Annotated in this window: 23 protein-coding genes and 1 pseudogene; 7 read left to right on the top strand and 17 right to left on the bottom strand. The window is 61.9% G+C overall.

Going from position 1 to position 24,116, the window contains the following annotated elements; translation table 11 throughout:
* Window positions 1–528 precede the first annotated feature (528 nt).
* A complete protein-coding gene (locus ABZ717_RS15240; protein ID WP_358510049.1) occupies window positions 529–708 on the top strand; it encodes a hypothetical protein in 180 nt (59 codons plus the stop codon).
* Between the two features lie 713 nt (window positions 709–1,421).
* Window positions 1,422–3,389: a hypothetical protein gene (locus ABZ717_RS15235; protein WP_358510046.1), complete on the top strand. Its 1,968-nt coding sequence runs from the start codon at window positions 1,422–1,424 to the stop codon at window positions 3,387–3,389.
* A 62-nt stretch (window positions 3,390–3,451) separates the two neighbouring features.
* On the opposite strand, the gene ABZ717_RS15230 is transcribed toward ABZ717_RS15235, so the two are convergent.
* Entirely contained in the window at window positions 3,452–4,111 is a 660-nt protein-coding gene (locus tag ABZ717_RS15230) for a hypothetical protein (protein ID WP_358510043.1), read from the bottom strand.
* Window positions 4,112–5,403: 1,292 nt separating this feature from the next.
* On the opposite strand from ABZ717_RS15230, the gene ABZ717_RS15225 reads away from it, so the two are divergent.
* Window positions 5,404–5,595, top strand: coding sequence for a hypothetical protein (locus ABZ717_RS15225; RefSeq protein ID WP_358510041.1), 192 nt, complete (start codon window positions 5,404–5,406; stop codon window positions 5,593–5,595).
* Window positions 5,596–6,051: 456 nt separating this feature from the next.
* On the opposite strand, the gene ABZ717_RS15220 is transcribed toward ABZ717_RS15225, so the two are convergent.
* Window positions 6,052–7,167 carry an ISAs1 family transposase gene (locus ABZ717_RS15220; protein WP_358510038.1) on the bottom strand — a complete coding sequence of 372 codons (1,116 nt, stop codon included), beginning with the start codon at window positions 7,165–7,167 and terminating at the stop codon, window positions 6,052–6,054.
* Window positions 7,168–7,535: 368 nt separating this feature from the next.
* Between ABZ717_RS15220 and ABZ717_RS15215 the strand changes: the two genes are divergently transcribed.
* Together ABZ717_RS15215 and ABZ717_RS15210 are read left to right on the top strand one after the other, a co-directional pair.
* On the top strand, window positions 7,536–8,090 hold the full coding sequence (locus tag ABZ717_RS15215) for a GNAT family protein (RefSeq protein ID WP_358510035.1): 555 nt from the start codon (window positions 7,536–7,538) through the stop codon (window positions 8,088–8,090).
* Window positions 8,091–8,181: 91 nt separating this feature from the next.
* Window positions 8,182–8,679: a phytanoyl-CoA dioxygenase family protein gene (locus tag ABZ717_RS15210; protein WP_358510090.1), complete on the top strand. Its 498-nt coding sequence runs from the start codon at window positions 8,182–8,184 to the stop codon at window positions 8,677–8,679.
* Between the two features lie 256 nt (window positions 8,680–8,935).
* Here ABZ717_RS15210 and ABZ717_RS15205 read toward each other — a convergent pair.
* The 15 genes and pseudogenes from ABZ717_RS15205 to ABZ717_RS15135 all read right to left on the bottom strand — a co-directional run bounded on the left by ABZ717_RS15205 (window position 8,936) and on the right by ABZ717_RS15135 (window position 22,881).
* Window positions 8,936–10,208: pseudogene (locus tag ABZ717_RS15205) on the bottom strand (IS701 family transposase).
* Window positions 10,209–10,412: 204 nt separating this feature from the next.
* Window positions 10,413–11,762 (bottom strand): MFS transporter, encoded by a 1,350-nt coding sequence (locus ABZ717_RS15200; RefSeq protein WP_358510032.1) that lies wholly within the window; start codon window positions 11,760–11,762, stop codon window positions 10,413–10,415.
* The gene (locus ABZ717_RS15195) at window positions 11,704–12,381 is read right to left on the bottom strand and encodes a hypothetical protein (RefSeq protein ID WP_358510029.1); all 678 of its coding nucleotides are present in this window, start codon (window positions 12,379–12,381) and stop codon (window positions 11,704–11,706) included. Before ABZ717_RS15195 ends, ABZ717_RS15200 begins: the two co-directional genes overlap by 59 nt.
* 58 nt (window positions 12,382–12,439) lie before the next feature.
* Window positions 12,440–14,065 carry a radical SAM protein gene (locus tag ABZ717_RS15190; protein ID WP_358510026.1) on the bottom strand — a complete coding sequence of 542 codons (1,626 nt, stop codon included), beginning with the start codon at window positions 14,063–14,065 and terminating at the stop codon, window positions 12,440–12,442.
* 14 nt (window positions 14,066–14,079) lie between these two features.
* Complete coding sequence (locus tag ABZ717_RS15185) at window positions 14,080–14,457, bottom strand: arginase family protein (protein WP_358510023.1); 378 nt, start codon at window positions 14,455–14,457, stop codon at window positions 14,080–14,082.
* The gene (locus tag ABZ717_RS15180; protein ID WP_358510020.1) at window positions 14,424–14,588 is read right to left on the bottom strand and encodes a hypothetical protein; all 165 of its coding nucleotides are present in this window, start codon (window positions 14,586–14,588) and stop codon (window positions 14,424–14,426) included. The genes ABZ717_RS15185 and ABZ717_RS15180 overlap by 34 nt, the downstream gene beginning before the upstream one ends.
* 71 nt (window positions 14,589–14,659) lie before the next feature.
* Window positions 14,660–16,678 (bottom strand): methyltransferase, FxLD system, encoded by a 2,019-nt coding sequence (gene fxlM / locus ABZ717_RS15175; RefSeq protein WP_358510017.1) that lies wholly within the window; start codon window positions 16,676–16,678, stop codon window positions 14,660–14,662.
* Window positions 16,671–17,906, bottom strand: a complete 1,236-nt coding sequence (locus ABZ717_RS15170) for a lanthionine synthetase C family protein (RefSeq protein ID WP_358510014.1) — start codon at window positions 17,904–17,906, stop codon at window positions 16,671–16,673. Before ABZ717_RS15170 ends, fxlM begins: the two co-directional genes overlap by 8 nt.
* Window positions 17,907–17,920: 14 nt before the next feature.
* Window positions 17,921–20,092, bottom strand: a complete 2,172-nt coding sequence (locus ABZ717_RS15165; RefSeq protein WP_358510011.1) for a lantibiotic dehydratase family protein — start codon at window positions 20,090–20,092, stop codon at window positions 17,921–17,923.
* Between the two features lie 66 nt (window positions 20,093–20,158).
* On the bottom strand, window positions 20,159–20,320 hold the full coding sequence (locus ABZ717_RS15160) for an FxLD family lanthipeptide (protein ID WP_358510008.1): 162 nt from the start codon (window positions 20,318–20,320) through the stop codon (window positions 20,159–20,161).
* Between the two features lie 96 nt (window positions 20,321–20,416).
* Window positions 20,417–21,289: a helix-turn-helix transcriptional regulator gene (locus ABZ717_RS15155; protein WP_358510005.1), complete on the bottom strand. Its 873-nt coding sequence runs from the start codon at window positions 21,287–21,289 to the stop codon at window positions 20,417–20,419.
* On the bottom strand, window positions 21,279–21,815 hold the full coding sequence (locus tag ABZ717_RS15150; protein ID WP_358510002.1) for a DUF6879 family protein: 537 nt from the start codon (window positions 21,813–21,815) through the stop codon (window positions 21,279–21,281). Before ABZ717_RS15150 ends, ABZ717_RS15155 begins: the two co-directional genes overlap by 11 nt.
* Window positions 21,799–21,993, bottom strand: a complete 195-nt coding sequence (locus ABZ717_RS15145; RefSeq protein WP_358509999.1) for a hypothetical protein — start codon at window positions 21,991–21,993, stop codon at window positions 21,799–21,801. Before ABZ717_RS15145 ends, ABZ717_RS15150 begins: the two co-directional genes overlap by 17 nt.
* A 226-nt stretch (window positions 21,994–22,219) precedes the next feature.
* Entirely contained in the window at window positions 22,220–22,621 is a 402-nt protein-coding gene (locus ABZ717_RS15140; RefSeq protein WP_358509996.1) for an ATP-binding protein, read from the bottom strand.
* Entirely contained in the window at window positions 22,618–22,881 is a 264-nt protein-coding gene (locus ABZ717_RS15135) for a hypothetical protein (protein ID WP_358509993.1), read from the bottom strand. The genes ABZ717_RS15140 and ABZ717_RS15135 overlap by 4 nt, the downstream gene beginning before the upstream one ends.
* 221 nt (window positions 22,882–23,102) lie before the next feature.
* Here ABZ717_RS15135 and ABZ717_RS15130 point away from each other — a divergent pair, with 221 nt between their 5' ends.
* On the top strand, window positions 23,103–23,906 hold the full coding sequence (locus tag ABZ717_RS15130) for a helix-turn-helix transcriptional regulator (RefSeq protein ID WP_358509990.1): 804 nt from the start codon (window positions 23,103–23,105) through the stop codon (window positions 23,904–23,906).
* Window positions 23,907–23,917: 11 nt separating this feature from the next.
* A complete protein-coding gene (locus ABZ717_RS15125; RefSeq protein WP_358509987.1) occupies window positions 23,918–24,094 on the top strand; it encodes a DUF397 domain-containing protein in 177 nt (58 codons plus the stop codon).
* The last annotated feature ends 22 nt before the right edge of the window (window positions 24,095–24,116 follow it).

Below are 24,116 nucleotides of genomic sequence, written 5' to 3'. Positions count from 1 at the left end.
TCTTCGCTCCTTGAGTGTTCACGCATGACTCAATTCTTCTAGGTGTTCAAGGGTGCATGCTTCGGCCGCAGTCTAAGTGGGGGCCTGATCGGTTCATCCTTGTTTGCGCTCGATTCTCTGATAAAGAATTGAGTGGCCAAAGATGTATTCTTGGATGTGAGGAATAGCGGCGCGGAGTGAGCGCGAGGCCTGGGGCGCTTCATGTCCGGGGCCGTGGTCCCCGGGCTCGGGGTTGGCGTGGGGTGCCGGGGCCGGGCGGTTCCCGCCCTGTTCGGATCGTGGGGCGGTGTGGGGCCACCAGCGCCCCGCTGTCGCCCCAAACACCCCGGCCCCGGCACCCCTGTGGCCAGCGCCCCACGGGGCCAGTGGTGGCCACGGCCATCGAAAAGGGCATAGCGCCCGTATCGGGCGGTGTCGGGGTGGGGAGGCCAGGCAGAGGGTGTTGGTCAAGGCGCTTGAGCGTCAGGGCGAGTTCGAGTGTGGGTGTTGGATCCTCGCGCTGCGTGGGCTTGCCTTGAGGTGTTGGCCGTGGGTTCGGCTGTACAGGTGGCCTCGGGCGGGTTGGGGCGCTCCAGCACGTACTTCACACAGCACACCTGCCAGAGCGTGTTCCCGCATACGGCGACGACGGAGGCCGGGGCGACTGCCGCGCTGCTACGCGGTGCAGCGGCTCCGGCTGAGGTGAGCAACCTGGCCCTGGTGCGGTAGCCGGTTCAGGGGAGCACACCAGGAGCACCACAGGGCCTTCAAACACAGGCGAGGCTGAGGGTGCACCCCACCTGGCCTGGGGTTTCCTCAGGTCAGGGGTCGGCCGACCATCGGATCAAAGGTCCCCTGGTGTGCTGCACCTTCACTAATGAGGGCAGGGCATATTACCGAAAGAGATCAGACGAAGGACAACTCGACTTATAGGCGGATACGTGAATCGTACGTTATCCGCTAGAAATTTATGAAACCTTTTTGTCTCCTGCGCCCCGTGAGGGGTTTATAACTCTATGTGCTCTTGGCGAGGTCAGGGGCACGCGGGGGTGGGGTCTGAGGGCTAGCTGCCTTGGAAATTCGGGTTGTTTGCGCGATGACGTGGCCGGATGTGGTCAAAATAAAGTCGCCGCATGTCAGAGGTATTCTCAGTTGTTCAAGGCTAGAGCAACTCCGTAATGAGATTCCCCCGTGACTGGCCCGTGATTTCAGTTCCTGTATGTTCCCCTGGTGTCGTTCAGGTTTATCTTGGCGTCAAATTCGTGATTACCCTGTTCGGTCGTTCGTATATTCAGGTCAGGTTGTCGACTCCTAAATCACACTGCCCGAGCAGGTGTGGCGCTATCTGTCGTAAAGCAACCTGGTAAAAGAGCAAAAAGGGAAACATCTTGTCTGGTAGACCCAGAAAAAAACGTATGCTCGCGCGCATAGGCGCCCTCGCCTTGACCGCGCTGATGATCGGGTCGGGGACAGCCGCCGCAGATGAGACCGGCCGGGGGCAGCCCGACCCGGACGCAGCACCGTCGTCACAACCCGCAGCCGGGCCCGAGACCCCATCAGCCGCTGGAACCCGCCCCGAGTCGGGTACCGACCTTGAAGCTGGACCTGGGGAACAGAACGACATGGGCGTGTGGAGTGTCAACACGCCTCAGGTCCAGTTGAGTAACACCGTCACGGACGCCGACGGCGACGAAGCCAACCTGACCTTCGAGGTATGGGAAGCGGACTCCAACGGCGACCCAGACACCAAGGTCAGCATCTCGGACACCGAATTCGGGGTGCAGGTGTCCGAGTTTGTGGAGTCCGGCTCTGTTGCCTCGGTCACTGTCCCGCCCGGCAAGCTGGTCCCCAACGTCGACTACCTGTTCCACACATCGGCCTTCGACGGGTCACTGTATGAGACGGATTGGTCGAGGTGGGAGCCGTTCCGCGTGGAACTTCCCGTGGACTTGACTCTTCCGGACCCAGTCTTCGACAGCCCCGACCCCAGCTGGTTCGATGTCGACCCGGTCAGTGAGCAGACCAAACCCCTGGGCGCTGACGCCACCACGTCATCGGAGTCCACCGACACCGAACAGTGCGGCCCGGTCGAGAGCGGGCGCCAAATCTGTTTCGGCCCGATACTCACCGAGCTGCCGGACAGCGAGGCCTCCGAGTCAGCTGATCCTTTGAGCGCGGAGGATCTGAGAGCGGAAGCCACCGTGGACATCCCAGAAGCCGAGTGGTGCGACACGCTCGATCTGGGTGTCCTCTCGGACCGGTTCACCCAGTGCGACCGGCGGATATTCCCGATCAAAATGTACGATGGTGACGAGAACACCATCGCTGAAACTCTTTTTTCGTTCACGCGGCATCTGGTGCTGGATGGCACGGATAGCTTCAGCGAGTACGTGACGGTGAAGCCGTATGAGCCGGTTTCGGAGGACTTCGGCCAGATCGACATGGGTATCATCGGACACGAGTGCGGGGAAGGCTGCACCCCAACCGAACCCGACCCGAGCGGCTGGGAAGGTGAACCGAGCTGGGCGCCCGGCGACCAGCATCCTGCGTGGGTGAAGACTTTTTATAACTGGGACGCGGGTACGTCCGACCAGGAGTATCTGTTCCAGCCGGACGTCACGCTCGGAATGTCCCTTCAAGACTCTTCCGGGTGGTGGTCCCCCAGCCTCAACGAATACGTGTGGTCCGTGGATTCCTGGAACCAAGCCGAGGATCTGGACCAGGTCCGCTGTGACACCAAGGGAAGTGGGAGCACGGTCAACGGGTGTGTTTTCCTCAACGCGGCGCCGACGTACCCCTTCAACGCTGCGAACTATCCGCAGGCCGCCGCACATGCCTGGCTGATCCAGACCATGGCACCCAACCAGCCCGGATCCCAGTCCGCTGGCAAACCCCTGTATTACATGGGTGACAATGCTCAGAATGCGAGGAATCGCAGCCGGATCTGCGGTGAGACCGGCTGGGCGGCAAACAACGGCGATGCCAGCGCCCTGGATGATGCTGAAGATGAGTTGAACTGTGACGAGTTTTCCTTCGCGTCCAGTTACAACAGCGGCGGCATGGCCGCGAGCGAGGGCGGTTTGAACGAAGCCGTCCCCGCTGACAGCACTACGGGTACCCCTAACGGCAGGGCCTGCACGCAGACCTTCGCCAAGGAACATGAGGACCGGATCCACCTGTACAATATCGACGGCCTGGTCCCCGACTTCACCGAAGTCTGTGGACGTTCCGCGATGTCAGGCAACCAGAACCAGGGATCCATGAACCGCTTCCCCACGTTCAGGATGAACATGCGGATCATGGACGAGGATGCTTATTGGCTGGACCCCCGCATGAGCGGCGACTGCCTCTACACCACCGATGTGGGCACACCGGCCGACCCTGTCATCTGTGACATGACCACCGCCTGACCGCCACTGGCTGAACGCCAGGAGGGGCCGCCCCGCGGGGCGGCCCTGCGGGGCGGCCAGGGTCAGGACAGCGGGAAGAGAACAGCTACGGGAAGGTCGCCGGCTTCGACCGCGGCCTGGTCGATGGACAGCCCGCAGTAGTCCCCGACCGCGGAGAACACCGCCGGTAGGAGTTTTTCCAGATACTGCTCCTGGTACAGTGCCGCCTCGTCCCAAGGTGTGTCTGGCATGGGTGGGAAGACTGCACCGGCTGCTTGTAGTGCGGCATCCAACGCTGATCCGCAGCCGGTGTCCTCCCCGTACTCCACACTGACGATGCGGCCTTCAGGAGTGGTGTGTGAGATGTAGGGGGGCGGGTCGTGCCGGTTCAGGCTCACGCAGACGGTTTCAATCCCGGCTAGAGCGGTCATTGGCGGGCCGCCGCCACGATGCAGGTACCAGGTCGCCATTTCCCAGTCCTCCAGCACGTATACCCAGTCGCCGCAGGTGCCGTACATGGCGAAGGTGAGATTTCCTGCCCCGTCAGGAAGGGTCACTGATCGCCGGTCTTTGTACAGATAGCCCTCGTCGAGCTGGAGGGGTTCTGCGCCGAGGCAGGTGAGGAAGTCCTCTGTGTCGATGTCGCGGGCCGTGGTGAGGGATATGCCGCCGAGCATTCCGGGAATGCTTGTCTTCGGACTCTGATTGCTGTGTTCGCCGATCCATCGGATTCCATCGCTCATACGATCACGGTAGTCGGTGACCAACGGGCTTGGGATCGTCACTGTATCCGGGGTTCTCATCTTTTCGGTCGACCTCGCCGGGGCACGTGACCTACTGTTTTGGCCTTTTTCTGAGAGAGCCGGATCTGCGTTCCGCGTTATTCAAAAATCCTGGAGCACTGCGTCTGGGCTCTGACCTGTGGGGGCATAGGTACGACCGGTTGGAGATCGTTTCTCTGGGCGGTGGGTATCGGGGGGTGGGTTGAAGGTCGATAGCCTGTTTAGGCTCGGGTTGCGTGGGGCGATCGGGCCGATCTATGGGTTGGTCGGTCCGGTGGCCTGGCCGGATATTTAGAGGGGCCGGTGAAGGCCTGGCGTGCAGGTGCCGGAGTTCGCGGTGGATCTGAGTTCAGGTGGTCCTGTCTGGGTCTCGGTTCACGGTGTTGGCGGGATCGCCTCGTTCTTTCCTCGACTTGCCCATAGCATTTGACCGTGGCGAGTGAACCCCGGTGGGGTAAGAGGTTTCGGTTGAAACGGCCGTGTGCGGCTGTGGGGTAGCAGGGCGTGTCAGGGGCCCAAACGTCCCCATGTAGTGGAGACGGGGCGTCTGCGGGGCGCTGACGGGTGAACACGGGGATACCCGGGCACGGGCCGCCAGGGTCACGGGACGGCAAAGTGCTCCGGGAGGTGGACCCCCACCTGCACTCACCTTGTACTGGGGAGCACACCAGGAGCACACATGGCCCCCAAACGCCGCGAGGACCTCTTCCGAGGTCCTCGCGTACCCCATCTGACCTGGGGTTTTGTGGCGCACCCGGCAGGATTCGAACCTGCGACCGTCGGATTAGAAGTTCTATGGTCGCGTACCGTCACGTGTCACTTCGTGCCGTTGCGTCCCGCGCCATCCGAATCGGGATGCTGTTCTGTGCCGCATCATGTCGCCCGGTGTCGCCCTGGTCCAAAACTGCGGAGCACAAACGGAGCACGCAAACTGGGGAAGCGTCCGATGGTCGAGGGCGAGGTTTCCGGACGATTTCTCGCGGATTTTTCCGTTCGTGCTCTGCTAGCGCACAAGAGTTTCAGTCGTACTGACTGCGGGGGCGGTGTCCCACAATGCCAGGTACAAACGTTCACCGTTGAGCATCGGCCTCGAGGGTTGCTTCATGTTCGTGATTCCGTGCTCCTGCACCTTCCGGGCCCGAGGAGGCAGCGGTGTGTCTTGTGCCGGGATCAAGAGAGCCGCCGCGCGGGTGGGGCGTGTTCTGGAGCGTCCAGCACGCAAGGGCGAGGCGGATCGCGGCTTTCCTGGGTGGTTGAGGCAAAGGATCGAAGCGATCATCTGGACGCTGAAGAACCAGCTCGGGCTGGAACGTCACCAGGCACGCACCACTGAGGGACTCTGGGCCAGGATGTGTCAGCGCATCGCGGCGCTGAACGCCGCGATCTGGCACAACTGGATGATCGGTGCCCCGGTCAAGCGGTCGTTGACCGCTTACGACCACTGACCAGGGCACATTTTCCCGTCAACGATCTAGTTTCTGAACGGTCACACACGGTGGTACCAGGGGCGCTCGCCGGACTTGGCGAGGCCGTACAGCCAGCTCGCCGGGCGGGACGCCTGTGTCGAAGTCGGTGCACTCGGGCATGAAGAGTTCCGGTGAGCTCGAGTGCCAGCACAGCACGGGCACGTCGAGCTCGTTGGTCACGACGAAGTTACTCGTTGTGCGGTTGGCAGGAGGTGGAGACGGCGATCACGCAGGCGGCCAGCACCGCCGTCCCGGCTCTGGTGGGTGTGTTCATTCGTCCTCCTCACGGCGCGGCGCGACCGGGTCCACGACCCGGTCGTCCGCGGGGGCGTCAGGGGAGTCGGAGCCGAGCAGGTCCTCGGTCAGTTCCGCTGCCCGGCCCTGGTCGATAACCAGGGCTGTTTCATTCTCGGTGAGCGGTGATGTTCGTGCTGGTCAGCGAAGACCGATCACGTCCAGCGGGCGGATGAACGCCTCATACGACACCCACCGGATCGCGTCGGGCACGGTGTCCTGCCCCAACCGGCCCAAGAATCCCAGGGCGAGAGCTCGCAGCACGGCCAGGTTGTCGGGGGCGTGCCCGCAGCGGACCTTGCAGCCGTCCTCGCCCAGCGACACGTCCTTGACGTGGTGCCAGGCCTCGATGCCCCAATGTCCACGCACCAGAGCGCCGATCCGGGCCGCGTCCGCCTGCTCGACCTCCAGCGAGGTCACCGCATAAGCCAAGGTCCACGACACCTTCCCGGTACGCAGATCTCTGACGTGGCGGCGAAGGCGCACCGCCTGGGCCGCGTGCGGGAAGTCCGTCCTTCCAGCGAGGCCGATGGCCTTGACGGTGCGGGTCTCAGCGCGTCCGTGGCCGTGGTCGCGGGTGGTGGCCAGTGTGGGAGCCTGAGCCCAGGGCAGTGCTTTGACCTGGGCGAACAACGTCTTCTGGTTGCGTTTGACGGGCAACACGTAGTCGGCGTGCAACTCCTCGACCAAGTACGCGGCGGTGCCGGTCTGGGTGTGCAGGGCATCGGCGGTGAGGACCACACCGGCCAGGCCCACACCCGCCAACAGGGTCTCCAGGGCGTCGATCTCGCTGGTGCCCGCCGGCACTCGCACCTGCGCGACCAGACGCCGGTCCGGGGTCAGGGCGGCGAACAGGTGCACAGCCGGGTCGGTGGAGGTGGCCGATCCACGCAGGGTTTTACCGTCCACCGCCACCACCTCAAGGACATCGGGTCTGACCAGGGCAGCCAGAGTCTCGGGGCCCAAGGCGAGCAGGACGCGGCGGATGGTCGCCGGGGACGGAGCGGTGCGTACTCCCAGAGCCGCGCAGGAGATCCGGCAGCCCAGACGGGCCAGGGTGTGCTGGGGTGCGGCGTCGGCCCACTGGCCGATCGCCCGTAGGTGGCGTGCTCCGGCGACCATCGCGCACAGGGCGCAGAGCAGGACGCTGGCCATGCTGTGGCGGCGGCCCCGCGGCGAACGGGGGTCCTCCAGAGCGGCGATCTTGCCGACAAGGCCGACAGAGGCAGGGGAGGGCGTGGCAGACTGGGGGCGCAACGGAGTCCTTTGGAAGTCAGAGATGTGAGAGTCCCTGATCTTCTAGCGGGCTCCGTTGCTTGTTGGTGCGGGTTTCGACTGGATCGCTACGGGGCTGTGATCAGCATGGATACCTCACGATCCCGACTTTGAAACAGCCTTGGCCGTCACGTACTCGTACCGCATCACCGGGTAGTCGCCCACCGCCTGCGTCTTCTTTGTCTTCACAACCATCGATGATCAGGAGGTGGCCGTTCGTGTGTGCGGGAAACAGCTAGATCAGCAGAGGGACATCCTGATTCCGGTGAATGGCCGCTGACCAGGGAAAACCGAATCGGCAACTGGAGTACTAGTGCCCTTTCGGCGCGTCCTGTGCAACAATACGTGGCATGGACAGAGCTGTAGAACTCGCTGCACTGCACACTGAAAACGACTGGTGTCAGATCGTCGAATTTCTAACCAGTAACAGTTTCCCATTTCATCTGGATTCGTCGCCGACTGAACTGACTGTCAAGCGCCGGATAGAAAGAGGTGACTTCTCGCCACCTGACAATGCGGGCTATTGGGTACTGGCAGGAGGTGTGCGAGTAGGGCTTGCGATCCTTAGCGATGTCAGAGACCCGGGTGCGTTGATAGACCTACGGTTGCGTGAATCATCGCGCGGTTTTGGTCTAGGATTGCTTGCACTGTTGGCTCTAGCAGATGCGGCCTTCTCCTCCAACGGTCACATGCAGCGTCTAGAGGGAACTACTAGAGACGATAATATCGCGATGCAGCGAACATTTCTGAAGGCTGGTTGGGTTAAAGAATCTCATTATCGAGCAGCAGGGCCGGAAATCAATGGAGTGCAGAATGATATTCTCGGATACTCCCTTACGCGTGGTGACTGGATTTCCGGAGAGTCTCACCCGCCCAACTGGGCGGTGGGCCTAAGCCTACAGTAAAGACGGTCGCGAGCGCCATTGGCACCACGTCTTCAGGTGTATGGTTGCGCAAAAAAATGAAAGAGATTTAGATGCCAGTAATTGAGAGTGGATTGACGTTGCAGGGTTTCAGGGGGAGGGGTTTGTTGTTGCCTCGCAAATATTCGATCTGTCGGAAGTTGCTTGTTGCCGCGATCGTGTTACGGAATTAGTTGCGAATCGCCCACCAATGCCACGTATGAAGTTCTCTTCAGCCCTATCTGAACCTCGGCCAGAATTGCTACCCAGGAATCCTATGGCGGTTCATCATGTCACAAATTTGGCCCTAGCAGGACCAGAATGGCTTGAGTTGAGTGCAAGTCTCAAAGTTGCAGATCGAGTCGCCGCTTTGATTGGGAAGTCAGTAGACTTCGACATGGCCTTCCTGCGCCTTCGGCCTCCACGTCTCGCTTTGCCAGTACCTTGGCACCGAGATATTGAGACCGACAGGTTTGAAAATGACGAAGCGGTCACCGTGCTCATATGCCTCGATAATATGACATCACAAAATGGTTCGACCAGGGTAGTATCGAACAGGCACGGGCATCACAGGACGCCTCTGGGAGATTAGGGAATAACTCCGGGGCTCCTTGAAGATAGGGCGACTAGTATTGAGGTGCCCGCGGGATCGATTCTCTTCGTCTCCCCTGTCGCGGTACATAGAGGAGGCGAAAACTTTACCGATAGCGAAACTCGGGTGATTGCTATCGAGTACCGGAGCGCAGGAAATCCGAGAGTGGATGAACTTGACGAGGATCTTGCCTACTGCGACTTGTCGATTGTTAGGCCAAACTGGCGGTTAATACTCCAGTTGTAGATCCGGTTTGTCATGATTCTCGGGCTGCCTGTCTGCGGTAGTGGCAAGACCTGGCCCGTGCCTGGTGGGAGCGTCTGAACACCGACCACGCCAGCACATGCTCCACATCCGGAACGGAAGCGAACAGGGCGTTCAGCAAACGAACGATCTCGTTGCAGGTCAACGCCACCAACCATTCCGGGACCGGCCCCCGCCCGAGCTCGGCCAAGCGGCACAGGGCCACGAACGCGTAAGGGACCATCGCCAGCAAACTCCACCGCTGCCAGGAGGTCCACGTCCGCACCTGGTGCTCGTCCGACCCGGCCAGACCCTTGCCCTGTTGGAAGGACTCCTCCACCCGCCACCAGACGAGCCAATGACACTGGTTCGGGGGCGTAACACCGGTAGACCGCCAGCTCACCGGTGGTGCGACCGCGGCGCATCAGTACCCACCGCACCCCGTCCTCGTCGGTGAGATCGTCGATGAGCGCCCAGTCGTAGAACCGCTCGCCCTTGGCCCCGGCCCCAGCCGAGCGCTTTTGCCAGGCGGTCTCGGGCAACAGCACGGCCAGTTCCTTGAGTGCCACCGCACCGCGCGGGATGGACAGCCGGTCGGTGGCGGCGATGGCCATCACGTACCCGATACGGCTCTCCTCCAGGAAAGTGCGTAGGTCGGGGTTGCGGCCGTAAACCTCATCTGCGGCCACCCACGCGTCGGGGGTGTGTTCCAGGGCGGCGGCGATCATCTGCCGGGCCAGCTCCGGTTTGGTGGCGAAGTCGACGTTGGCGGGTACTCCGGCCTTCTGGAGTCGGGCGGGATCGTCGGTCCAGGCCCGGGGCAGGTAGAGGCGCTGGTCGATCAGGGCATGGGCCTGGGGTCTGGTGTAGGCGAGGTAGACCGCGACCTGGCAGTTCTCGATTCTTCCGGCGGTGCCCGAGTACTGACGGGCCACCCCGACGGTGCTCGTCCCCTTCTTCACATCGTCGGTCTCGTCCACGACCAGGACCACGCCCTGGTGCCCCAAGCGCGTGGTGAGGTAGCCACGCAGGGCGGCTGCCAGGGCCTGTTCGTCCAGGCGGGCACGGTTGAGTAGGTGCTGCATCCGGTAGGGGGGGCGGTGGCCGGTGTGCTCGGCCAGGGTCCAGCAGTTCTTGCGGGTCAGTGGTGCGAGCAGGGCGGTGATCAGGTCGCGGGCGCAGGCTCGGGTCTCGGGTCGGGCCAGGTACGGGTCGACGACGGTGGAGATCGTTTCGTTCAGCAGGTGGGGCCAGCGCTGGGCCGCTACGCTGGTGGCTGCGGCCACCGCCTGCTTTTTCGTTGTCTTCACAACCATCGATGATCGGGCGGTGGCCGTTCGTGTGTGCAGGAAACGGCTGAATCAGTCCAGGTGAGCAGTGAGATACCGGCGAATAGTCACTGAAAAGGGCAAACCGGATCTACAACTGGAGTACCGGCTGGGTTGGAGTCCTCACCATTTTCGGCAACCATATAATCAAATACCAGTAGTTCATTGTCGAAGGATATTTTCGGAGTTTGTCAGGTCTCGGACAAAGAAAGCTGGATGCAACAGCCAAAAAGCTGATGCATAAACACCTACTGCGCCAATGATGACTAGGGTTCTTAAGTCAGACGCGGCAAGCAAAGCCGTGCCTGCGATCGTCGACAAGCTTACACAGACCGAATTGATCCACATGCTGGCTGCTCCGACACGACCGCGAAGGTCATCAGGAACAAGGCGCTGAATCAAAGATCCGACGGCTGCTCCGTAAATTACCGATGATACTGAGTAAAAAAACCATGCAATGATATACCAAAATGCCTGGACTCCAGGGCCGGCAAGCGGCAAGAGTAGAATAGGACTACTTAAAATAAACTGACTAACGAGTAAGATGCGAATGTTTCCAACGGCTCGTACAATCATACCATTGAGAAGTCCACCAATGATACCTCCGATCGCGGGCACGCCCATAAATAGGCCTACGCTCCAAGCGGGAACTTGGACAACTCGTATCAGGAAAATAATTTCGGTAATTCCCAGAACGACGGAGAACATGTTGGAAGTGACACTTGCACCAAATAGTCGAGCAAGCCTGACATTGGAGCGGACTACCGAAAATCCACGGACCGCTTCGTGGAGCGAAGCTAGGAGGCGCTTTCGACCTTCTCTATGGGGATCAGATCTGGAATCTTCGCCCTTGTTAGAGGTAGTAGGGGAAAAGGGCCGTTTAGGAAGACGCGCCAAAAGCACTGCTGACACTACGAACGACAACGCATTCACCAAGAAACCAGAAAACACGCCGAGGTGAGAAAAAAGAATTCCTCCAATGCCTGCTCCAGAGACCTCAGAAGTCGAACGCACGGATCCGTAGACACCGTTTGCGCTATCGAGTTGATGTTCTGGAACGATGCGAGGAATTATTGGACGCGAAGCAAGATCGAATAGGGCCCCAAGAACCTTTACTGCTAAGGCAGCTGCAAGTAGTCCCCAGAAATTGAGTGCGCCAAAATAGGCCAAAAATGGTATCGACAAGATGGCGATTGCCCCGCCGATATTCGAAATAATCACTAGGGTTCGGCGATTAAAGCGATCAACTGCGAGGCCAAGGGGAAGAGCAGCGCACATGAGGGCAATCGCTTCTGCGGCCCCAATTGCCGCTACCCATGAATCCGGAAGAGCGAGATACTGAATGGCAACCAAGGGGATAGCAACTGAAGAAATCTCGGTGCCGGTGTTGCTAACGGCGAGTGCAGAATAGAAAGATCGAACTCCAGGCCGTTTGCGAAGAGGGGTGCCTTCATCATTTTCCACAGAATGCCGCCGATACATCTCGAAGAATCTGTTCGCGATCTGGGTCATTCTGTTGCTGTGCGAACTCGATCGCGGCATGAATGTTGGTCGAGTTCACGAAATTTCCTGTCAAAGCAGCTGACGGTTCGATGTTTATGACCTCGTGAACCCAACCCGCGGGTGTAAATATTAGTTCTCCAGGCAGCTGTGTGTGCTCGAAGGATTTCCAGGAGGTGTCGCGAAAGACTTCTCCTTTCAAAGGCAAGCGATGCTCACTTAACGCGATGGCAGGGCTTCCAAATTTCCAGGCTTTTTGTCCCCAAAGCAGTAGATTCCAGGCCGAGCTTGCTCCGGTGTCGACATGGCGCGGAGAACCGGTTTTGGCCTGGCCAATCATCAGCCAGAACCAATCCGGCTTGAGATCGTCGGGAAGCGCTGCAAGCCAATTGAGTCTCCTGAGAGCGCTCGGAACATTGGCTTCGACGTTGTCTCCCAGCATACGCAAAGTGGTTTGAGTCATGTAGGTCGCATCATTCTGTCCGTACCGGGTATGGTTCACCAAATCACGTAGGGTTCCGCGAAAAAAAGAATTACCTTCCTGTGGAGCAGTGACTTCTGTATCTCCGCATTCTTGAAAGATGGTATCGCTGAAGTACTTCAGTATTCCTGAGTCAGGACCAAGCCTCACGACCGACGGTTGACTCAAATGTGATGCCACTGATATGTTTTCAACTAGTGATGGCTCGTTAACTTTCCGAAGCTTTGTAGAATGCATTTCGCGAAGGACCCTCTTTCTTTTGTCGATTCCACTCGCTTACATGTTCCTCAATGCGATCGCTACCGTATCGCTGTTTAATAGTCTCTACTGCCACGAGTGCTTGTGTGAGTGTCGACCGCTCGATTCTGCACCTCGCGAGCTTTGCACTGGCCTTCTCCTTCGTCTTTTCAACCACATCCGAACTAGTGAATGGAGCTTCAGCCAGTGCAACCGTGCACATTCGAGATGCCCAGCAAGTTTTGCAGGATGAGGATTCTATTCCCTCGGAGAACTCGCGTATTTGATTGACTCCTACATTGTAGTCGATGCCGTCCTGGGCAGTTCCCGTGATGAAAGCTTCGGATTGATGTTCGTATGAATTATAGTACTTTTCATCCGCACCGAGAAGCACGAGGGCAGAGCCGGGAATGAGCTGTACACCGAGCAAGGTTTCCACCTGGTTAGGTGCAGTACTGCCTTGGTGGTGAAGTGCCTGGTGGAACGATCGATGTAGAAATCCGTGGCTGAAAGAAAAGTGGTACCGAAGAGAGTGCTCTCTTTCGGAGTGCTTGAACCTATGAGAATCGACAAATAGGTCCCAGATCTTCTGTTGCTCATTCGACACGGACTCAAACTCGGTGTATGAGGCATCCCCGCCGGGGAGTACCAGGTCAAAGTCCCACGCAAGGGCGCGGTGCGCAGTTTCCCATGATGCGAAGTAGCGGTACATGGCTGCAGCATTAAGGGGAGAGGATAGGACTCCGATAATTGCCACTCGCTTCGCGAAGAACTCCGGCCAGTTCTGTTCCATCCAGTCGACCTTTGCGCGCACACGGTCGTGAGTCCCTCGCCCACGCCGATCAAGACGGTATATGTCGTGATTCGGCCCATCTATGGAGACATTGATGTAAATATCATTCTTTACCAAAAAGGACATGATTGATTCGTTGATCAGAAGCGCATTAGTGTTAACTTGATAAATCAAGTTAGGAAGATCAAGGCCGAGTTGTTTCTTGCGCTCTTCAACTAGCCGGATCACAGTCTGCATCTTCTTGAAGCCAAGGATGGGCTCGCCACCGAAAAAATAGATAGCTCGCTGTTCATCGATGAGGCGCTGCTCATTCGTAATGAACCCATTTATCGCGAGTTTGAGTGCCTCATCAGAGGGGGCGAGCGTTCGGTGTGTTCGAGTCTCGTTGTACGCTCCGCCGTAATAGCAGTATGTACACCTAATGTTACATTGCTCTGTTGGATTAAGTACGAGTGTGCGTGTTCGGACGTTATCAAGACGAGGGTTTTCAGGAATCGAAGGAAATTGCCAGCCCGAATCTGGAATGGTGGCGGACTGAAGGGATTCCGGAAACTCCTCCTCGCCGCTCATGTCATCAAGCCATTGAGATTCGCTAGCAGACAGTTCGCGAGTTTTGGCCAGAGCTGGGAAGTATGCAATCTCATGCCCGCGAGGGGATGTAAAAGGTAGGCGCTTTAGGATTAGGATCTTTGATCCGACGCGAAAGACACTAGGTTGCTTTTCTCCGATATTTGTACCACGGCTGCGATTCCATTCCGGTGAGTCAACTTCGGCGATGGTCTCGAGCTGTTCTTTAGTCAACATAAAAGTGCCTCGGGTTAGTGAGATGGTGAGTAATTATCGTGGAGCATGCGCAGGATTGCGAGAAGGGTCGAACCCATTGCTCGCGCTGTGGAGGAATTCCATTGGTCGCTGTACGACGCTTCTACAATATCTACAGCTACAACGCGATTGGTTGCAGTAACTTCCCGAAGTGCCGCGAGGAGTGTCGTTGGGCTAAATCCAGCCCATTCAGGATGGCCTGTTGCGGGGAAAAACTCCGGCGAGAGAACATCCATGTCGATCGATAGATATATTGGGCTAGAGCCGCTCAGGTACTCTTTGGAAGGTTCATTTCCGCTCCAGCTGGTAATTGCCCGAGGAATGGGGCAATGCGCTTCTGTTAAAAATGGTAGTGCTCGGCGTGTTCCCAGCACCAGGTGCGGGCCAACTCCTGCTGTCCGGTGTCGGAGGCGATCAGAGCGGCCCCGTTGTAGACACGCGAGGCCGCGTCCAGAGCCTCTTGCCCGGTCCCCTCGTGGGCCAGAACGGCGTCCTGGGTGATCATGTCGACCCGGTCGGCGAGCCGATGACCGGGTGGGCGGGGCCGTGGGACGAGAGGGAACCACCGCTCGAGGTTCATGCGGGGCCGCCCCAGGTGACCACCAGTGAGGAACGGTCTCGCGCCATGATGCGCCGCGTCTCGGTCTCCTCAGCGGGAACCGGGCCGTAGAAGAGAGTGAAGTGCAACGGCTCGTCCCGGTGCGCTTCCCAATCAGCGACCTGCTCGGCCATCTGCTCCGCGAGCACGTGTCCGGCCTGGGCGTGCCCGATGACGCCGAGCTCGTGACGGCCCGGCTGGTTCTCCACAGGGCGCAGGGTGAGGTAGGCCAGGCCGCGCTCGACCACGGGCACCCCGGCCATGTCACCCCAGGGCAGACCTGGTGAGACCAGGCCGCTGTCCACGGCAGGTCGAGTGACGGGCATGCGCGAGAGACGGTTGGGCAGGTGGGTGGCCAGCCACAACCACATCGGGTCCAGGGGCTGGGCCTTGTCGAACGTCACCCCCGACCACACGGTTCGGGACGGCTCGGCCAGGACATCGTGGACCTGGGCGCGTTCGATGGCCTGATCCTGGTTGGTCTGGAGCAGCACGGTGGCGTCGGTGTCCAGGGCCAGGATGGTGCGGGGGTCGTCGCCGATCCCACCGCCGCGCAGCGGCATGAACGTGCACAGCCGACTGTCGGTACTCGACCAGTGGTCGCCGTCGGCTTCGAAGACGATGGAGCGGGAGACGTCCCCGGCGATGCGCACCGGGATGATGAGCCTTCCGCCTGGGGCGAGCTGGTCCACCCAGGCGCGGGGGACGTCGTGTGAGCCGACCGTGGCGATGATGCGGTCGAAGGGCTTGTCCGTAGGATGGCCGAGCGCGCCGTCTCCCAGGAGGACCTGCACGTTGGTGCTGCCGTTCTCCTTCAACCGAGCCTGGGCGCCGTCGACCAGGTCGGTGTCGACGTCGATGGTGGCCACCGATCCGGCCGGTCCGACCAGGTGGCCCAGGAGGGCGGCGTTGAACCCGGTGCCGGCTCCGAGTTCAAGGACACGCATACCGGGTTCCAGGACGGCCTGTTCGAGCATCATCGCGACCACGCCGGGCTGGGATCCGCAGCTGATCGAGGCGCCGTTCTCGTCGTGCTTGATGTGCACAGGGGCGTTGGTGTAGGCCTCTTCCAAGCTGGCGTTGGGGACGAAGGAGTGCCGGGGGACCGATCGGAACGCGTCGGCTACCGCCTCGGTTCGGATCTGGCCGCTCTGGCGGAGTTGGTCGATGAGTTCTTCTCGGAGCCGGTCGGCGTTGGCCGGTGAAGTGGTGGTGTGGGTGGTGTCGGTCATGACGACTTCTTTCGCGGTTGTGGTCAGGATGTGCTGGTCGCGGTAGGGCAGGCCCCACCGGTTGAAGGCGAAGATCAGGTGGTGGGCGAGCACGGCTCGGAGCCCTCGGGTTAACAGACCGCGGTTGGACAGGTCAGCCAGCGCCCGGCCGGTCGTGGTGAAGGCGTCCGCCCACGGGGCGAGCGCTCCCAGCGGTTCTGTGGTGTCGAAACCTTCGAGAGCGGTGCGCATGAGGGTGTGCACCTGGGCGCGTAGCCGGTCATCGGAGGTGAAGAGCTCGATGGAGGGGCGCAGATCGGCCACACGTGCCCACACGTCCCCCTGTTCGAACCAGTCCAAGCCCGCCCCACGCAGCAGAGCGGACCCCAGTAACAGGGAAAGCTCGCGCCGCCCCAACTCCCGTTCAGGGACCGCGTAGACGCGGTCCAGATAGGCCAGGGTGTGGCGGCTATCGGTCTGGAACAGGTGGTGAGCCACATCCATACTCGCCCGGCCACCGAACGCATGAACCTCCGGTTCGTAGACGCTGTGCACCCACCCGGAGACGACCCCTCGCCCCCGCAACCTGTCGAGCTCGGAAACGAGGACACCCCTGGCGGCCCGGCCTCCGCTGTAGCGCAGCCGCCAGTGCGGGCGCTTGCGGATGAACCACCACTGACGCAGCGCTGCAGAGCCCTCCAATGCCCGGTACAAGCGGATCGCTGCCGCTTCAGCGCTCTCCCACTCCGACCAGGTGATCAACACCTGCGCCTGCTGCTCAACCACGGGCACCTCCCGTGGGGTCACACAGCAAAAACCCCGCCCACCCGGACTCAGGGGCAGGACCGGTCAGGGTGTGCAAGGCCAGCGCGGTTCCGGCCGCGCCTTCCAAAAGGCCGATACCGCCGGTGGAGATCAGCTCTGTCGCTACCGTGTGCGCGTCGCCACTGCCCAAGATCGGCTCCAGCAGGTCGTCCGCGCGTGCTGTGCCGGTGGTGTGAGCCAGCAGGGCCAAGCCCGCGTATCCATGGCATAGCGAGGCATCGTTGACCACAGGCGAAGCGGGGGCAGCGGTGAACACTCGGCTGAGCACGGCTCGGAGCCGCTCTGCTCGGGCCGAGTCCCCCAACGCTTGGGCGGCGAGTAGTTGGGCGTGGGCGACTCCGGCCGCTCCGTAGCACCAGGACGGCCGCTGAGGTCCGACGATTTTCTCTGCTCCGGAGTACTGGGCTTCGGTGATCCAGTAAGGCCACCACGCCTGGCCCGCATCGCTCTGCTGCCAGGCGTCGAGCCAGTCCAGAATGCGTCCCATCGTCTCGGCACATCCCTGGACCGCGATACCGCGTTGCAGCGCCAGTGCGAGTAGCGCAAGTGGACCGCATATGCCGTGCGCCATGCCGGTGTTGGCGTGCCCCGCCGGGAAGCGGGGATCCTTCTTTCCATCGGGGCCGACGCGGGCCCACCAACCGGGTGCGTCCGCGCCGTCCACCGTGAGTGGTTCGGTCAGGGCCACCAGGTAGGAGACCACCCCTGGCAGGAGCGAGTGGTGTTCGTCGCGGGCCAGGAGCAGGGAACCGAGCCCGGACAGGCCCCGGATGGTGTCGAACTCCGCCAACACCGGACGCTCCCCAGCCGCGAGGCGTGCCCGTGCGCGTCCCAGACGCTCGGCGACGATCCGGTCCACGGCTGCATCGAGTCGGGCGAGTTGGGGCCCGAACTCCGGACGGACGCTCTGCGCCCGGTCCAAGACGTAGGCGAGTGCGGGCGCCCCGTAGAACAGGTGCGATGCGAGGGAGGCGTCCACCCCTTGGGTCACGGCGCACTCCAACCACGCCTGGGCCCTGCCCCACGAACTGTCTCCGGTGCGGGCGCGCTCGATGTGCAATAGCGCCACCCCGGCTGCGCCTTGAGCCAGGGACTGGGGCCACCAACGCTCTCCAGCCCAAGCACGTCCGTGTTCGGGGGTGGCGAGCAGGTCGGCGACATAGGCGGATACGGCGCTCGCCCTGTTCATAGTGGAAGTCGCTCTCATACTGACTTTCCTCGGCGCAGTTGCAGGACCACTTCGACCGGCCGGCCGCGGCACCACCCCGAGGCGGTGGGGGAGGGGGATTCGGTGAGCACGGCGCTGCCTTCCTTGTTCAGGTGGGTGCGGAGTAAGAACAGATGCCCTGGCTCGTTCAGGTCCAGGCGGAGCCTTTGATCCCCCGAGCCCAGATCGACCGTCTCGGGAAGGCGACGCCGTCGCGTCCAAGTGCTCCAGGCCTGCTGCCAGCGGGGCCAGTTAGCACTGGCAGGGGGCAGTTCAGCGGCAGTGATACGCCAGCGGGCGTCGGCGAGGATGATGTTGCCGGAGCGCAGGCGGGGCAGGAACGGCAGTACGGAGGCGGCGCCCCAGTCGAAACCGGTGAGCACGCTCCGGTCGGCCCGGGGAAGCTCTGCCAAGAACCGGGCCAGGGGCGGGGCGTAGCGCAGGTTCAACGCATGGGGAACGAAGGGCTCGACCCGGGCGTCCAGGGAGTGGGACCACAGGAACAGCTCGCGGCCGTCGTCGCCGACCGCAAGGTCGTCCACAGCCAGAGAGCCGGTCCCGACCCCGGGGTATTCACCGACGTGCAAGACGTGTTCCACCAACTGCGGGGCGTGGGCGACATGGGCGCTCGCAGCCCATACCGGTGGAAAGGAGAGCTGAACCGGCACAGCGCTCATACTTTGTGAGAGCAGGTCTTCCCAATCGGACCTTGAACCGGTGAGGGAGGCGAAACGCCCGGCCATGGTGGCCATGGCACGTGAGGCACCCAGAACCGCCAGGCGGAAGCGGCCGCTCTCCAACGCCTTGATCGAAGGTGATTCGATCCGCAGGTTCAACTCGGTGTGCTCCGGTGGGCACAGCTCGCGTGAGATGGCCAACTCCTGCACAAGCTCGTCCACGAGAACCTCTTGCTCACCTTCCAACGCGGCTATCTGGGCTCGTCTGAGCAACCACCGTTCGCGCTGCCCCACCCGGTCGCCAGCTGTGGTCTGGTCGGGAGCGCTGTGAGCGGGAGGCAGCCCCAGCCCTCGAGGGCCGATGACTTCGGCCAGGGGTACGAGCCGGTCCCCGTAGCGGTCGATGAAGCGTTGGCGGTAACCGCGCCAGGCCGGCAGGCCTTCCGGGTAGTTCGAGAGCACACAGAGGACATGAGCGGCCCGTTCGGCCTCCCTCGCCACCGGGGAAGGAAGCACGATTCGGGCGTCAACACGCACGTCCACCCCCAGAGGCTGCGCCGGTGACAGTTCGGAAACGGCCTCCTGTGCTTTCCGCAGCAAGGCGGGGTCGGCGTCGCTCCGATTGTGCGTCCGGAGCGCGGAGTGGACGTGTTCGAGGCGGGAGATCCAGGGACGGACCTGGGGCAGGGCGTGGCCGCGCAGCGCGAAGAGGACACAGAGCAGGTCCTCGAGCGGATCCTCGGCCGTGAGGGGGACAGAGATCTGAGGGTGCAGCGCTCGCACTCCGAGCAGATGGGCGAGCATGCCCTCAGCCTCAACCCGGGACCCTTCCGGGTGCGCGTCGAGGAGCTCTTGGACCAAGGCCTCCCCGTTGAACGGAGCCCGTGCTTTTTCCAGTACGAGGCGGACCGGTGCGGTTGCCTGGATCCGTGCCTCACCGGGACCATCGCCTGTGTCCAGGCGGGCGAACTGCGGCACCACCAACTCGCCGTCCCGTTCGACGATGGTGTTGTCCGCTGCCAGCAACAGACGTTCGCGCAGCCGGGGAAGCGACACGAGCTCCCCGACGACCTCCGCCATCCAGACGCCACCGACCTGGGCGACGCGCTGATGATCGGTTCCGAACTCGACTGAGGCAGAGTCGGTGAACTCGGCCGGTGCCACCCCGGCGAACAGCCCGAAGGGTGTGGCCCGGTGGCGGATGCGGAGTACGTAGCGCAGCAGGGCCGCCGTGGTCTTACGGGCACGCTTGATCCGGATGTCCGCTGGTTCCCGTGCACACAGCGATGCGACACCCTCAGCCAGGGCGGGGGAGGCGTGTGTGATCGCTTCGGCCACCCCAGGTTCGGCCCAGACTTCGCGTACCCATCGCAACCAGGCGGCGGTATCCGTGCCGGTCAGGTCAGGGGAACCGGGGTTCGCGACGCGGAGAACACTCGTACGCACGTGGGGTTGGCCGATCACCTGCCAGCCCGGTGCCATCTCAGCCATGATTCCCGCTTTCCTCCCATGGCGGGCAGGCCGCGACCGGGCCTGCCCGCCTGCAACAAAGACCGGTCAGTCCGCCGTGCTGGTGGTGCAGGAGCTGGGGCAGCTGGCTCCGCACCCGTCATCGGTGAGGTTGATCAGTGGCGTGGTGTCGCTGTTCTCGATCAGACGGATGTCCAAAGCGAAGGGGGAAGAAGAGGTCTCCTGCCGGGTTTCCTGTGCAACCTGCAACGTGGGCTCCTTTGCCATGAGGGGTTGGTGCACGGGAAACATTAGGGACACTGAGGGGCCAGCTGAAGGGCTTTCTCGGGTGCGAATAAATTCGCCCTACGGAATGTCCGCTTGTGCTCGGAATCGGAACTCTCGGGCGAGTTCAGCGAGGAAAGAACGGCTTCTTTCACCTGAAAGGGCATGCCCGTGGAAGAAGTCGAAGATCTCCCGGCTGTAGGAGATGTCCTTGGGATCGCGCAGGGCGAGCTCCCCGGTGAACACCTCCACGGTCACCAGACGGTCGTCGTAGAGGGTGAAGCCGTTGAGCGGGCCGCTGGGCACCGGAGGATGGGCCGGGACGATATGGATATGGACCCCTGCGAGTTCGCTGAGGGAAGCGATCCTGTCCATCTGCAGGGCCATGACCGCGGGCGGGCACAGCGGCCAGCGCAACGCGGCCTCGGTCAGCACGAACACGAACCGTTTACCGGGCCGGTAGAGGATCTGCTGGCGCTCCAAACGCCGAGCCAGGGCTGACTGCCACTCCGCACCGCGGTTCACCAGCGGATGGGTCAGAGTCTGACGCGCGTACTCGGGGGTCTGGAGCAGTCCGGTTATCATGCACGGAAGGAAGAAGCGCACCGTGGAGGCGGCGCTCTCGATCGCCGACAGGTCCCGCTGGAGCTCACCCAAACCCCGTTGCAGAGCGGTACGAAACCCCTGATAGTCGGAGTTGGTGACCCTGGCCAACTCCAGCAGGCGGGCACCATCTGCGTCAGCGGTGGATACCCCGAGCGCGGTGAGGATGCGTTCGACGTCCACCACCGAGGGGCGGATGCGGTTGTTCTCGATCTTGCTGACCTTGGCCTGACTCATCCCGGTACGGGTGGCCAGGCTGGCACCGGTCAGACCGGCAGCGCGGCGCAGGCGACGCAGGGCGTCGGCCAGTTCGCCGCGCTGTCGGTCAGCGTGTTCGGGCTCAAGGGTCAAGCGGTGCGGCCTTGTAGTACTCGGTGAAGGGGACGGCGTGTTTCAGTGCCAGGTCCTTGTAACGGACGTAGGGGGCGGGGTCCGCGTCCTCCAGGAGTTCCCGGCCGGTCTGGGTGCCGTCGGCAGCGTAGTGCATCAGCACCACGTGCTCGTCGTCGAAGAGCCAGAAATCCTGTTGGGGCAGCCCAGGGTCAGGGGTGGTGGCGAAATCGAGAATGTGGACCTCCTCGCCAGCTGCGACGCTGAAGGCGTAACCCCACTCGAACTGGAACCTCAGGTGGTCGTTGAGCGGGCTGGTGAGGGTGTGGACCCGGCGCATTCTGCGGCCCGCCTCGATGTGCTCACGGACCTTGATCAGGTAGGTGTCGGTGTGCAGCTCCTGGGCGGGGCGGGTCACCCCGGCCAGGAACTGGCGTAGCTCGTCCTCCTCCTCGGGAACGGTGTAACCGGGCAGCGTTTCGAGCCGGAACGCCTCCCGTTGGAAGGAATGGAAGAACTCCTGCCAGGCCTCACCTTCCAAGCGCACGGGCCGCCTCCTCGATCAGATGGGCGGGGATGCGCACAGCGACCTTGCCCTCAGAGAAGGTCAGCCCTTCGGTCGCGGTCAGCAGCGGGCCCTGAACGATGACGGATCCGTCGCCGCTCGTGAAAACCCCGGGGCAGTCGTTACGGTTGCAGTCGCCAGAAAGCTTCTGAAGTGCCACGAAATAGCCTTTCCGTCCAGCACAATTAGGGATTTACGGTAGAGATACAGCGGTCAGGGGTCAAGATTCCTGGAAGTATTCACGCCTACGAATAAACGTCGTGTCGGCGGCCTGAGCGGGAAGGGTTTGGGTCAGTGCTCGGACGGGGGCACCCTGGTCTGTGGCCAACCGCTGCTCCTCTGGGGGAGAAGCGACGTCGAACAGCTGGTTCCAGGGCTGTTCGGGATCATCGGGGCAGTTCGGCGAACACACCGGTGCCGACCTTCAGCGGCCCCCAGCGCAGGGAGAGGGAGTCGACCAACGCGAGTCCACGGCCGTGCACGGAATCCAAGCGCGGGGTCCTTCGGGTGGGGGTGCGTCCGGTCCTGGGTCCCGCGTCCTTGACGGTAACGCGAATGTGGTCGTTGTACAGGCTCAGGCGCACGGTGAACTGTCCGCCCGGGACGGAGCTGAGCGTGTGGCAGCAGGCATTGGTCGCGAGTTCGGACACGACCAACAAGGCGGCGTCGGTAGCGTGCACACCCCACTCGCTGAGAGTGAGCCTGGTCCAATCGCGCGCCCGGGCCACGGCGCTCGGGGTGCCAGGCCAGGAGTGGCGGGCGTGCAGGGCATCGGAGGTGGCGATCACACGAGCCTCCGGTGGCGATAGTCGATCTCCCAAGCGAGTACGCCGAGGAGCTGTTCGCTGGTGCTGGCATGAAGGCTGTTCTGGAACCCGAGGGTGATCTCTTGTCGGGTCAACGGAACCTGGGTGTCGGCGCCCCACCGTCGAGAGGCGATCGCGTCGGTGTTGACACGAACCGACCATCCGGGGTGCTGCGCAGCGATGCTGCGGGCCAGACGAAGCAATGCGGGAGGAGGTCCGTCCGTCAGGAGCGGGTGCGGCATGTTCTCACCTCTGAGGCGTTGAGGTGGATCAGCCTCAGGGGATGGTTCTCTCACCACTGAGGTCTGTCCACGAACGGCGACGTGGATCCTGACCTGCGGATCCGGTGTTCGTGGAATGACCATGCCTGACCAGCTGATGGATACTCCATAAGTGGTCGGATACTGAATTCAAATTTGTGCTTTAGCTGTCTATCCGTAGCCTCTTGTGGTTTCCTGCTGTCATGCCTCCCAGGATGACCCCTGCTGAACGTGCAGCCACTACGCTTTTTGGTCAGGAACTAAGGCGCTTGCGAGAGTTGGCCGATATGTCGCAATCAACTCTCGGGAAACTCTCCGGAACATCAAAACAGCAGGTCGGTGCGGTGGAGCGAGGGATTCGCCGCCCCTCCAAACTGTTCGCGAAACTCGCGGACGAAGTTTTGGATGCCCACGGACGACTACAGAATCTGTGGCCCGGTGCCAAGAAGGCTCAACCTCGGTGGCTGGAGGAGTTCGTGGAGCTGGAGGCGAAAGCCCAGGTCATCTATGAGTTCCAGCCACAGGCTATCCCGGGTCTGTTGCAGACCGAGGACTACGCACGAGCGGTGGTGGGTGCGAGCTTTCCGCCCCTGCCCACACCGGCGGTTCAACGTGAACTCGAAGCCAGGTTGGGCCGTCAGGAGATCCTCGACCGGGACCCGACGCCGCTCACCCTGTTCGTGATCGATGAGGGCGCCCTGCGAAGGCAGGTCGGGGGAGCGGAGGTGATGAACAGGCAGTTCCAGGCGTTGCTGCGTCGGGCGTCGAATCCCGCCGTGCAGATCCAGGTACTCCCGTTCGGCCGCGGCGCGCACAGCGCGATGAACGGCCCACTGGTCATCCTCGACATGGACCATACGGAGTCGCTCGTGTACGCGGAGACGCCCGGATCGGGTCAGGTGATCACCGACCAGGTGACCGTGGGAAACTGCCAGCAGCAGTACGGGCATCTGAGGAGTCTCGCGCTCTCCCCTGAGGAAAGCTTGCAGTTCATCGCATCACTGTGAGGAGAACAACCGTGGACACGACATGGCGGACGTCGAGCTACAGCGGTAACCAGGGCCACTGTGTGGAAGCGCGGCGGGATGCGGGTTCCGTTCTCGTCCGGGATTCGCAGAATAGGAGGGCGGGCCACCTGGAGTTCCCCGGCGAACAGTGGATGCTTCTGCTGGAGTTGACGGTCCCGAAGCGCTGACTTCGCGGGGCGTGAGCGGCTC

This window comes from Nocardiopsis sp. NPDC006832 (assembly GCF_040635885.1).
GTDB lineage: Bacteria > Actinomycetota > Actinomycetes > Streptosporangiales > Streptosporangiaceae > Nocardiopsis.
This window is presented reverse-complemented; position numbering and strand designations above follow the sequence as displayed.